General features: G+C 66.5%; 9 protein-coding genes and 2 riboswitches. Of the genes, 5 read left to right on the forward strand and 4 right to left on the reverse strand.

Going from position 1 to position 11847, the window contains the following annotated elements:
- The first annotated feature begins 15 nt into the window (after positions 1–15).
- Positions 16–564 carry an AMIN-like domain-containing (lipo)protein gene (locus BMX78_RS04900; RefSeq protein ID WP_091417178.1) on the forward strand — a complete coding sequence of 183 codons (549 nt, stop codon included), beginning with the start codon at positions 16–18 and terminating at the stop codon, positions 562–564.
- A 70-nt stretch (positions 565–634) separates the two neighbouring features.
- Here BMX78_RS04900 and BMX78_RS04905 read toward each other — a convergent pair whose 3' ends face one another.
- The 3 genes from BMX78_RS04905 to BMX78_RS04915 are packed head-to-tail and all read right to left on the reverse strand — an operon-like array spanning position 635 to position 4283.
- Positions 635–2188, reverse strand: coding sequence for an APC family permease (locus tag BMX78_RS04905; protein WP_091417180.1), 1554 nt, complete (start codon positions 2186–2188; stop codon positions 635–637).
- Positions 2185–3210 (reverse strand): agmatine deiminase family protein, encoded by a 1026-nt coding sequence (locus BMX78_RS04910; RefSeq protein ID WP_091417917.1) that lies wholly within the window; start codon positions 3208–3210, stop codon positions 2185–2187. The genes BMX78_RS04905 and BMX78_RS04910 overlap by 4 nt, the downstream gene beginning before the upstream one ends.
- 44 nt (positions 3211–3254) lie before the next feature.
- A complete protein-coding gene (locus BMX78_RS04915; RefSeq protein WP_091417181.1) occupies positions 3255–4283 on the reverse strand; it encodes a nitrilase-related carbon-nitrogen hydrolase in 1029 nt (342 codons plus the stop codon).
- A gap of 216 nt (positions 4284–4499) precedes the next feature.
- On the opposite strand from BMX78_RS04915, the gene BMX78_RS04920 reads away from it, so the two are divergent.
- Positions 4500–4979: a Dps family protein gene (locus BMX78_RS04920; RefSeq protein ID WP_091417183.1), complete on the forward strand. Its 480-nt coding sequence runs from the start codon at positions 4500–4502 to the stop codon at positions 4977–4979.
- A 99-nt stretch (positions 4980–5078) separates the two neighbouring features.
- On the opposite strand, the gene BMX78_RS04925 is transcribed toward BMX78_RS04920, so the two are convergent.
- Positions 5079–6659 (reverse strand): MFS transporter, encoded by a 1581-nt coding sequence (locus tag BMX78_RS04925; RefSeq protein ID WP_091417185.1) that lies wholly within the window; start codon positions 6657–6659, stop codon positions 5079–5081.
- Positions 6660–6725: 66 nt separating this feature from the next.
- Between BMX78_RS04925 and BMX78_RS04930 the strand changes: the two genes are divergently transcribed.
- The 3 genes from BMX78_RS04930 to gcvT all read left to right on the forward strand — a co-directional run bounded on the left by BMX78_RS04930 (position 6726) and on the right by gcvT (position 11761).
- A complete protein-coding gene (locus BMX78_RS04930; RefSeq protein ID WP_091417920.1) occupies positions 6726–7265 on the forward strand; it encodes a TetR/AcrR family transcriptional regulator in 540 nt (179 codons plus the stop codon).
- Positions 7266–7359: 94 nt separating this feature from the next.
- Positions 7360–7458: riboswitch (glycine riboswitch) on the forward strand.
- 1 nt (position 7459) lies between these two features.
- A riboswitch (glycine riboswitch) is annotated at positions 7460–7597 on the forward strand.
- A gap of 38 nt (positions 7598–7635) precedes the next feature.
- A complete protein-coding gene (gene gcvP, locus BMX78_RS04935; protein WP_286138793.1) occupies positions 7636–10608 on the forward strand; it encodes an aminomethyl-transferring glycine dehydrogenase in 2973 nt (990 codons plus the stop codon).
- A gap of 4 nt (positions 10609–10612) precedes the next feature.
- Positions 10613–11761, forward strand: a complete 1149-nt coding sequence (gene gcvT, locus BMX78_RS04940) for a glycine cleavage system aminomethyltransferase GcvT (RefSeq protein WP_091417186.1) — start codon at positions 10613–10615, stop codon at positions 11759–11761.
- Positions 11762–11847 lie beyond the last annotated feature (86 nt).

Raw genomic sequence — 11847 nt, forward strand, 5'->3', positions numbered from 1 at the left:
TGGATGGCACACACAATGAAGAAACTCCTCCTCTGGCTCACGGCGCTCCTCGCAGCCGCCGGGCTGGGAATCCTGGCACCGGGGCCCGCCTCGGCAGCCACCTCATATTGCGGTCTCGCATGGGGATCCCTGGCCAAGACCGGGCCAGATTTGAGCACCGCCTCCGTCACCAACGTCCGGACCGGGCAGCATTACTGCTTCGACCGGATGGTGGTTGACCTCAATGGCCCCGTCAAGGGCTACACGGTCCGGTACGTCCCGGAGATCATCCAGGACGGCTCGGGCTTCACCATTCCGGTGCAGGGCAGGGCACGCCTGCAGGTCACCGTGAACGCACCTTCGTACGACCAGAAGGGCAACGTCACCTACGCTCCCGCCGCCAAGGCTGAGCTGTCCAACGTGTCCGGCTACCAGACCTTCCGGCAAGTGGTTTATGCCGGAAGCTTCGAAGGCTACACCAGCGTTGGCCTGGGCGTCCGTGCCCGGCTGCCCTACCGGGTCCTGACGCTGGACGGCCCCGGTTCCGGTTCCCGCCTGATCGTGGACGTCGCCCACTTCTGGTGATGGAAACAAAAAAGGTGCCGCACCCCGTTGATCCGGGTTGCGGCACCTTTTTGCGTACGCTTGGGTTTTCCTATTCCGGGACCACCAGGGCCGGGGTGTCCTGCTTCAGGGTCTCACCGCGGAAGAACCGGGGCCGCAGCCGGGACATCACCAGCATGAACACTGCGCCAAGGGCCAGGATGCCCACTCCGAGGACGAACACCAGGCCCACCCCGAACACTTCCGAGCCACTGCCGAACTCCGGTGCCAGGCTGTCCACGGCCGTCTGGAAGAACACCACGAACAGGCCCACGCCACCCAGCACAGGGCAGAGGAACCGCAGCACGAAGTTGCGGAGGCTGCTGAAGACGCTGTTGCGGAAGTACCAGGCACAGGCGATCGCCGTCAGCCCGTAGTAGAAGCAGATCATCAGGCCCAGCGCCAGGATGGTGTCGTTCAGGACGTTTTCGCTGAGCACGTGCATCACTGCATAGAACCCCGCAGACAGGATGCCGGCGGCAACGGTGGCGTAGCCCGGCGTCGCAAACTTCCTGCTCACCCGGCTGAAGGGCTCCGGCAATGCCTCATAGTGGGCCATGGCCAGCAGGCTGCGCGACGGCGACATAAACGTGGACTGCAGCGACGCGGCGGAGCTGGACAGCACGGCGAGGGACATCAGGATGGCGAAGGGACCCATGATGGGGGAGGCCAGGGCCGTGAAGATGTTTTCGTGGTTTTCGGCGTTGTTCAGGCCGTTGCCGGTATCCCCGACGCCGGCGAACATCATGGTGGCGATGCTGACCAGGAGGTAGATGGCCAGGACGATGACGGCGGTCAGGGTGCCGGCCACTCCGGCGGTCTTCTTGCCGTTGGCCGTTTCCTCGTTGACGGTCAGGCAGACGTCCCAGCCCCAGTACACGAAGATTGACAGGGAGATGCCGGCGGCAATCTGGCCGAACGTCTCGATCTTCGTGACATCGAACCAGTCCCAGCTGAACGGGATGGCCGTTTCGGAGGTGGACCAGTTGGCGAAGGCCATGGCGACGAACAGTCCCAGGACCAGCAGCTGGAAGCCCACCAGGCTGTACTGCACCACCTTGGTGGTGTGCAGGCCGCGGTAGCTGACCCACACGGCCAGGGCTACGAACACAAAGCAGGTGAGTACGTTCAGCGGCTTGTTGTCAGCCAGGTCCGCCAGTTCCGGGGAACCCGTGAGCTGGGACAGGAAGAGGTAGAAGAAGTCGACGGCGACCCCGGCCAGGTTGGACAGCACAATGATGTTGGCTGCCAGAAGGCCCCAGCCGCCCATCCAGCCGATCCAGGGGCCGAAGGCTTTGGTCACCCAGGTGAAGGTTGTGCCGCTGTCCGGGGAGTCGGCATTGAGTTCCCGGTACGCCAGTGACACCAGGATCATGGGGATAAACCCGATGAGGAAGATGACGGGCAGCTGCAGACCGGCTTCGTTGACGGTGGGTCCCAGTGCGCTGGTGAGCGTGTACGCCGGGGCGATGGTGGAGATGCCCAGGACAACGACGGCGAGGAGCCCCAGCTGCCCGCCCTTCAGGCCCTTAGGGGAGACTCCGGAGGGGGTTGCCGGCTGTCCGGCTCCGCCGGCGGAGGCGCCGGTGCGGATGGTTTCTGTCATAACACCACTTTCTGGGAGGCAGCAGGCTGCTGTTGGGTGATGCAGTGGATCCCCCCGCCGCGGGCAAAAAGCTCACGTGCGTCGATGGCGACAATACGCCGTCCGGGGTAGGCCTCTGCCAGGATCTGCAGGGCCTTGTCGTCCTGGGGGTCATTGAAGCTGCAGGCGATAACGCCGCCGTTGACCACCACGTGGTTGATGTAGCTGTAGTCCACGAAGCCGTCGTCGTCCCGCAGGGTTTCCGGGGCGGGGACTTCGATGATGTTCCACTGCCGGCCGGCGGCATCGGTGGTGCCCCGGAGGAAGTCGATGATTTCCCGGGAGACCTCGAAGTCCGGGTGTTCCGGGTTTTCCTGCGAGTGGACCAGCAGCGTCCCGGGGGAGGGGATGGCGGCCACGATGTCCACGTGGCCGCGGGTACCGAACCTCTCGGAGTCCCTGGTCAGGCCGCGCGGCAGCCACACAACATGCGTGGCACCGATGGTACGGGCCAGTTCCTGCTCGACGTCGGCCCGGTTGAGGCCGGGATTGCGGCCGGGATCCAGCTGCACGGTCTCCGTGACGAGCACTGTTCCCTGGCCGTCCACCTGGATGCCGCCGCCCTCATTGACCAGTGCTGACACGATGTGGCGGGCGCGGGACCGGCCGGCCACCTCGCCGGCGATCAGGGCGTCCTTGTCCCACTGCGCCCAGTCCTGGCCGCCCCAGCCGTTGAATACCCAGTCCACGGCACCGAGCTGCCCGTCACCGTCCAGGACGAAGGTGGGGCCGATGTCCCGCATCCAGGCGTCATTGAGCGGGGCGGCAAGCACCTCGACGTCGGGGTGCAGGTACGCTGCGGCCCTTTCGACGTCGTCGGGGTGCACCACCATGGTGACCGGCTCGAACTCGACGGCGGCGTTCGCCACAGCTGCCCAGGTGGTCCTGGCCGCATGGGCGGCCTCAGTGGACTCGCCGAGCGTGTAGCCGCCGGCAGGGAATGCCATCCACAGCCGCTCCTGGCGGGCAGTCTCTGCAGGCATCCGCCACTGCGGAGAGGTGGCGGCGTCCAGGTGCGCGGCGGCGGTCACGAGCAGACCTCGGCGAAACCGCGTTCGCCGCCCAGGAGTTCATTCTGGCGGACCGGCTCGGTGAGGCGGCCATAGGTGTCCGGCCGGCGCGTTGCGAGGAAGGGGAACAGGGTCAGCCAGTCCTTCCGCTGGTCCAGGTCCAGGTCCGCCACGAGCACAGCGGACTCATCCCGCGGAGCTTGGGCCAGGATGCGGCCGTAGGGGTCGGAGATGAAGGACGAACCGTAGAAGTTCAGGGTGCCTTCGCTGCCCCAGCGGTTCGGGGCGATCATAAACAGGCCGTTGGCGATGCCGTTGCCCACAATGACCTGCTGCCACAGCGGCTGGGTATCGAAATCGGGGTGGTCCGGTTCGGAGCCGATGGCGGTGGGGTACACCACTATGTCCGCCCCGCCCAGGGAGTACAGCCGGGCAACCTCGGGGAACCATTCGTCCCAACAGGTGGGCATTCCCAGCTTCGCGCCGCCAAGTTCGGCGGGAGTGTGGACTTCGTAGGCGTCGGCGGCGGCCGGTCCCTGGCGGAAGAACTTGTCCTCGTAGTATCCGGCGGTGACGGGGATGTGGAGCTTGTGTGTCCTTGCCAGGAGCTCGCCGGCCGGGGAGACCAGAATGGCGGTGTTCAGTCCCAGGCCGTCGTCCTGGCCGTCCGGGTTCTCCGCACGCTGGTACAGGGACGCGTGGACGGATACCCCGTGGCGGCGGGCAGCTTCCGCGGCGAAGCGGAAGGTGGGGCCGGTCAGCAGGTCCTCGGCGATGTCCGAGGGCCGGGTCCTGGCGGGTCCTTCGGAGGGGTCATTGTGCGGGCGGGTATCCGCAGGGTAGCGCGAAAGCGTCAGCTCGGGGAGGAAGACCACGGAGGCTCCCAGGCGGGCGGCCCGGCCAATCCCCTCGTCCAGTTCGGCTTGGAGGACGGCGCTGTCCGGGTGCCACCGGTGCTGGACCACGCCGACGCGCAGGGCGGGCCGGGCGGACTGCGTTGTCCGGGCCAGGGAAGCGGGTGCGCCGAGGCAGGAAATTTCAATCATGTTTGCTACTCCAGTGAGACGACGGTCACTAAATGAATGACGTTCATTTAGTATGCGGTGCGACGGCCGCAGATGCAAGGGAAAATATGAATCACGTTCTTTTATGTCACTGCGGGCAGGGTTAGTAAGCTCACTGAGAAATTGCTGCAGGGGTTACCGCCTGCAGGATGGCGGGCTGATAGCGTCGGGAATTACTGGACCAATCGAGGAGGACGCATGAAAGCTTCACCGACACTGACCAACAACCTTCAGGCTGTGCTCGTGGACCTGATTGAACTGCACATCCAGGGCAAGCAGGCCCACTGGAACATCGTGGGAACCAACTTCCGCGACCTCCACCTGCAGCTGGATGAAATCGTGGACGCCGCCCGCCAGTTCGCCGACGATGCGGCCGAGCGGATGCGCGCGCTGCACGCCCTGCCGGACGGGCGGAGCTCCACGGTGGCGGAATCCACCAGCCTTGCCCCCTTCCCTGAGGGGCTCATCAACACCAAGGATGCGATCGAGCGCATCGTGGCCGCCCTGGAGGCAGCCGTGGGCACCATGCGCAAGGTCCATGACGAAGTGGACGAGGAAGACCCCACGTCCGCCGACCTCCTGCACGAATTCATTGCCAAGCTCGAGCAGTTCGCATGGATGGTCAACGCCGAGACTATGAAGGCCACAGCCAGCGTTACGGCGCCCGACTCAAAGTAGCCCACCGCGGCTCACTAAGCATTCAGCGCCCGGTGCCGGACTTCGAAAGTCCGGCACCGGGCGCTGTTTTGTCTCGTCCGCCTGCCGGAATGCTTCCCCTTAGCCGGCCTTGGGCACTTTCCGCAGGACGACGGCGGCAAGTACTGCCGCCGTCGCCATCAGTACCAGCCCGATCGCCGCGGTGACGTGCACTCCTGAGTCGAAGGCGGCGCCGGCAGCCTGCCGGAGGGCGTCGGCCATCGGAGCGGGAAGCCCCGCCGCCAGTTCCATGGCTCCGGCAAGGGTCTGCCCGGCATGCGCAGCGCCCTGGCCGCTGGCGGCCTCCGCAACGCCGGCCGGCAGCCGCAGGTTGTGCTGGTAGGAGGCCGTGAGGATCGAGCCCAGCACCGCCGTGCCGAGCAGCGCACCAACCTCGTATCCGGTCTCGGAAATGGCCGACGCGGCTCCGGACTTCTCCGACGGAACACTGCCGAGGATGAGGTCGTTGGAGATAGTCTCCGCCGTCCCCACGCCCAGTGCCAGGACCAGCAGGGCTGCCAGCAGGAGCGCCGGGCCGTTCTCGTGGCTGCCGAACGCCACCAGGCTGTACCCGGCAGCGCTCATGGCGAGACCGGCGCCCACCACGAAGCCAGGGCGGATCTTCCGGACCAGGGGCACCACCGCGAGGCCCGCCGCCACGGTTGCCAGCAGGGCCGGAATCATGGCCACTCCTGCGGCCGAGGGGGACATGCCTTCAAGGAGTTGAAGGTGCTGGGCCAGGAAGAGGATAAAGCCGTTGAAGGAGAACAGGGCCAGGATGTTCGCCGTGATGGCCATGCTGAATACCCGGTTCCGGAAGAGGGACATGTCCAGCAGGGGGCTGTCCAGCCGGTGTTGGCGGCGGACAAAGGCGGCGCCCATGGCCAGCCCGAAGGCGATGCTTCCCAGGGCCACAGGGTTTGGTCCCTCGGTGGCGTACTCCTTGATGCCGTAGACCACCGGCACCATGGTCAACAGCGAAAGCAGGATGCTCGGCGCATCCACCCTGCCCGGGTTGGGGTCGCGGGACTCCGGAATAAACGCCGGGCCAAATGCCAGCAGCGGAAGCATGATGGGCACTGCCACCAGGAGGACTGCTCCCCACCAGAACTGTTCCACCAGCCAGCCGCCGAAGATCGGCCCCAGGGCGGCACCGCCGGAAAACCCGGCGGCCCAGATGGCGATGGCCAGCCGGCGGCGGTTGGGGTCCGGGAAGATGTTGCGGATCAGCGACAGCGTGGAGGGCATCAGCATCGCTCCGAAGAACCCGAGCGCGGCGCGGCCTGCGATCAGCCATCCGGCGCTGGGAGCGAAAGCCGTTGCGGCTGACACTGCGGCGAAGCCGATGCTGCCGATGATCAGCAGCCGGCGCCGCCCGATCCGGTCACCCAGGCTGCCCATGGCAACCAGCAGCCCGGCCAGCACGAGCGGGTAGGCATCCACGATCCACAGCAGTTCGACGCCGGAGGTGTCCAGTGCCCGCGCTATCGCGGGCAGCGCGAACGTCAGTGCCGTGTTGTCGACCGCGACGAGGAGGACCGGGAACATCAGCAGCGCCAGCGCGAGCCAGTCGCGCCCCGCCCTCCGGGGTGAAACAGGTGCCTGACCCGCTGTGGCGTTCAGGCGGGTGTGGTTTTGCTGCGATGCGGAGGAAGCGGTCATCGTTTAAATATACCGTCCGGACGGTACAGTTAAGAAACCCGTTCCCGTCAATGCATGATTGGAACCATGGCCAGAAAACCCGTGGCGCGGGACGCAGTCCTCGATGCCTTTGAAGAACTCCTGATCGATGTGGGGGAGCGTGCCGCCACCCTGGACGCCGTGGCGAAGCGGGCAGGCGTCTCCAAGGGCGGGCTGCTGTACCACTTCCCCAACAAGGAAACGCTGATCGCGGCCACCCTTGAACGGCTGGACCGCCTGGCGGGGGAGGACCTTGACGCCATGGCGGCGGCACCGGAAGGGGCGGCCGCCTATTTCATCCGGTCATCGCTCTGGTCCGACACCCCCATGGACCGGTCCTTCGTCGCCGCCACGCGCCTGGCTGAAGTGGCCCACGAGGAAGCACGCCGCCGCTTCGCTGCGATCCAGCACCAGTGGCTGGAGCTCATCGGCAAGGATGTGGGCCCGGCCATGGCAAAAGCTGTCCTCTACATGGGGGACGGGCTGTACTTCAATGCCATGTGGGAGAGCGGGCCGTCCGGAAAGCCCGGAAGCCGGGAGGCGGATGTGAAGGAACTGCTGGCCGCCGTCGACCGGCTGCGGGGCTAGCCGTTCATTTGCCCGGGGGACGGCGGCGTAGGAGAATTGGTCCATGTGCCGGCCGTTCCGGCAGCCAGCAAAAACAACCTAATTGAATAGCCTTTGATCTGCGGCGGGAGAGTTCTGCCAGAAGGTACAAGCAGGCGCCGTAGGAGCAATACCTCCCCAGGAATCTCACAGGCCCATGTACCGCCGCGGCGAGGCACCTCTGGAAAGCAGCACGCTGTCCGCCCCGGGAAACCGTCCCGGTTCCTGGACTGCTGTGCTCACCGACGGTGCAAGCGGGACCGGCGCAAGCAGGGACCGCGGAAACTCTCAGGTCCAGTTACAGAGCGGGGAGGACCCGAATCGATGTGGCGTACCCTGCGCCGCCTTATGTATGGAGTTCCTCGTGACTGCTATTTCGGCCTCCGCCTCCCCAGCCTCCGCCATTCCAGCCTCCGCCATTCCAGCCTCCGCCAACCCAGCCACTGCTCCGGCTGCCACCTTCGTTGACCGGCACATCGGCGCCCGCCGCCAGGCCGACGTCGACACCATGCTTAAAGCCGTGGGCTACGACACCGTGGACGCACTGGTTGATACCGCCGTGCCCAAGGACATCCGCCAGGATTCGGCACTGGAGCTGGCCGGCGCCCTGAGCGAAGTCGAGGCGCTCGCTGAGCTGCGCCGGCTGGCGGCGAAGAACAAGACTGCTGTGCAGATGATCGGCCAGGGCTACTACGACACCGTGACCCCGCCGGTGATCCGCCGCAACATCCTTGAGGGCCCGGCCTGGTACACCGCGTACACGCCCTACCAGCCCGAGATTTCCCAGGGCCGCCTCGAAGCACTGCTGAATTTCCAGTCCATGGTCGAGGACCTGGTGGGGCTGCCGATCGCCAATGCTTCCCTGCTGGACGAAGCCACCGCCGTCGCCGAGGCCGTGCTGATGATGCGCCGGGCCAACAAGAACGCAGCCGCCCGGGACGGCAAGACGGTGCTGGATGCGGACTGCCTGCCGCAGACCATCGCCATCGTCAAGGGCCGCGCCGAGGCGCTCGGCTTCGAGGTGGAGGTCGCCGACCTCGCACAGGGACTGCCCGACGGCGCCATCAACGGCGTTGTCCTCCAGCAGCCCGGCGCCTCCGGCCGGGTCTTTGACCACACCGCGGTCATCGCCGAGGCGAAGGAACGCGGAGCCCTGGTGACTGTTGCCGCCGACCTCCTGGCCCTCACCCTCATTACGCCTCCCGGCGAGCAGGGCGCCGACATCGCCGTCGGCTCAGCCCAGCGTTTTGGCGTCCCGCTGTTCTACGGCGGTCCGCACGCCGCATACATGGCGGTGCAGAAGGGCCTGGAACGCTCCATGCCCGGCCGCCTGGTGGGAGTTTCCAAGGACAACGCCGGAGTGCCCGCCTACCGTCTGGCCCTCCAGACCCGCGAGCAGCACATCCGCCGCGAGAAGGCCACCTCCAACATCTGCACCGCCCAGGCGCTGTTGGCGATCGTTGCCTCGATGTACGCGGTGTACCACGGCCCGGAGGGCCTGAAGGCGATCGCCCGGTCCGCGCACACCCACGCCAAGACCCTCGCAGCGTCCCTCAAAGCCGCCGGCTTCGACGTGCTGCACACCAGCTTCTTCGACACCGTGACGGTCTCCGTCCCCGGGAAGGCCGCGGGCATCGTCGCCGCCGCTGAGGCTGCGGGCATCAACCTGCGCAGCATCGACGCGGACACGGTGGGCTTCTCAACCGATGAAACGACGACGGCGGCAATCGTCGACGGCGTGCTTGAAGCTTTTGGAGTGGCCGCCTTTGGCGCCGGGCCGGTTCAGACGACAGACGATTTTGCCCTGGACGCCGCCGTCGAGCGTTCCTCCGACTTCCTGCAGCACCCGGTGTTCAACACCCACCGCTCGGAGACCCAGCTGCTGCGCTACATCCGGAAGCTTTCTGACCGGGACCTGGCGCTGGACCGCACCATGATTCCGCTGGGCTCCTGCACCATGAAGTTGAACGCCACCGCCGAGATGGAAGCCATTTCCTGGCCCGAGTTCGCTTCAATCCACCCGTTCGCCCCGGACTCCCAGACCGAGGGCTGGCGCGAACTCATTGCGGACCTGGAAGCACAGCTGACAGAGATCACCGGGTATGACCAGGTATCCATCCAGCCGAACGCCGGGTCGCAGGGCGAGCTCGCGGGCCTGTTGGCGATCCGCGGGTACCACCACTCCCGTGGTGATCAGCAGCGCAACATCTGCCTGATCCCGGCTTCCGCCCACGGCACCAACGCCGCTTCCGCTGTGCTCGCGGGCATGAAGGTTGTTGTCGTCGCTACTGCTGCCGACGGCACCATCGATCACGCCGACCTGTACGCCAAGATCGAGGCCCACAAGGACGCCCTGTCGGCCATCATGATCACCTACCCGTCCACCCACGGTGTGTACGACGCCGACGTCCGCGAAGTCTGCGACGCCATCCACGCGGCCGGCGGCCAGGTGTACATCGACGGCGCCAACCTCAACGCCCTGGTGGGCCTGGCCCAGCCGGGCAAGTTCGGCGGCGACGTGTCCCACCTGAACCTGCACAAGACATTCTGCATCCCGCACGGCGGTGGGGGACCCGGCGTCGGACCTGTTGCTGCCAAGGCGCACCTGGCACCGTTTATGCCCGGCAACGCGGTCACCTGGACCGAAGGAAACGGCGTGCCGATCTCCGCGTCCAAGTACGGCTCCGCGGGCGTGCTGCCCATCTCCTGGGCCTACGTGAAGCTGATGGGCGGACAGGGGCTCACCGAAGCCACCAAGTCCGCGCTGCTGGCAGCAAACTATGTCGCCGCCCGGCTGAACGACTTCTTCCCGGTCTTGTACACCGGTGAAGGGGGACTGGTAGCCCACGAGTGCATCCTGGACCTGCGCGAGTTGACCGCCAAGACCGGCGTCACCGCGGAGGACGTGGCCAAGCGCCTCATCGACTACGGCTTCCACGCCCCCACCCTGGCCTTCCCCGTGGCGGGCACCCTCATGGTGGAGCCCACGGAATCCGAGGATCTTGGCGAGATTGACCGCTTCATCGAGGCCATGATCTCCATCCGCGCCGAAATCGACCAGGTGGCGAACGGCGAGTTCTCCGTGGCGGACAGCCCGCTGCGCAACGCCCCGCACACCGCGGCCGCCGCCATCAGCAGCGACTGGGACCGTGCCTACCCGCGCGAACAGGCGGTGTTCCCGGTGAAGTCGCTCAAGCAGGACAAGTACTTCCCTCCGGTGGGCCGCATCGACGGCGCGGCCGGCGACCGCAACCTGATCTGCTCCTGCCCGCCGCTGTCCGAGTTCGAGGATTCGACAAGCTCAACCACCGGCTCGGAAGGCTGACCGCATGAGTGAGAAGTACACCGCCCTTTATGAGGAGCACAAGAAGCTCGGTGCCTCCTTTACCGACTTCGGCGGCTGGCAGATGCCCCTGAAGTACAGCTCCGAGCTCGCCGAGCACCACGCCGTCCGCAAGAGTGCCGGGCTGTTCGACCTCTCCCACATGGGTGAGGTCTGGGTGGCCGGGCCGGACGCCGCCGCCTTCCTGGACTACGCCCTGGTGGGAAAAATTTTGGCGATGCCCGTGGGCAAAGCCAAATACTCGCTGATTTGCAACGAGGACGGCGGCATCATCGACGACCTCATCACCTACCGGCGGCCGCCGGCCGCTGACGGCACCGACGTCTTCCTGGTGGTCCCCAACGCCGGCAACGCCGCCGTGGTGGCCGCTGAACTGGCCAAGAGGGCTGCCGGGTTCGACGTGCAGGTGGACGACGCTTCCGATGCCACTTCCCTGATCGCGGTGCAGGGCCCCAAGGCGCAGGAACTGCTGCTCCGCCTGGTCCCTGCCGCGCAGCACAGCCTCGTGACGGACCTGAAGTACTACGCCGCCGTCGAAGTCCCGTTCCTGGTGGGCGGCGCAGGACTGGACCTGCTGCTCGCCCGGACCGGCTACACCGGCGAGGACGGTTTCGAGATCTTTGTGTCCAACGACGACGCCCCCGGGCTTTGGCAGGCGCTCGCCGCCATCGCCGACGACGGCGAGCTGACGCCCGCGGGCCTGGCCTCCCGCGACTCCCTCCGGCTCGAAGCGGGGATGCCCCTCTACGGCAACGAGCTGTCGCTGCAGGGCGACCCGTTCGCAGCAGGCCTGGGGCCCGTCGTCGCGTTGTCCAAAGAAGGTGACTTCGTGGGCAAGGCCGCCCTGGCAGCCAAAAAGGAAGCGGGCGCCGGTTCCACTGCCGGGCGCAGGCTCGTCGGGCTCAAGGGATTGGGCCGCCGGGCCGGCCGCGCCCACTACCCGGTCCTCAAGGACGGCAGCGTCGTCGGCGAAGTCACCTCCGGCCAGCCCTCGCCCACCCTCGGCTACCCCATCGCCATGGCATACGTCGACGTCGGGTTCACCCAGCCAGGCACGCCACTGGACATCGATCTGCGCGGCAAGGCAGAGCCCTTCGAAGTCGTCGACCTCCCGTTCTACAAGCGCGCCAACTAGGTTCCGCGGCTCCTGGTTGCGTCCGGTCCCGGCAGACCGGACTTTTCACGCGTGCTTACTTGGGTGCCTGGATGTGGTCGCCTTTG

Source organism: Arthrobacter sp. OV608, assembly GCA_900110595.1.
Taxonomy (GTDB): Bacteria; Actinomycetota; Actinomycetes; order Actinomycetales; family Micrococcaceae; genus Arthrobacter.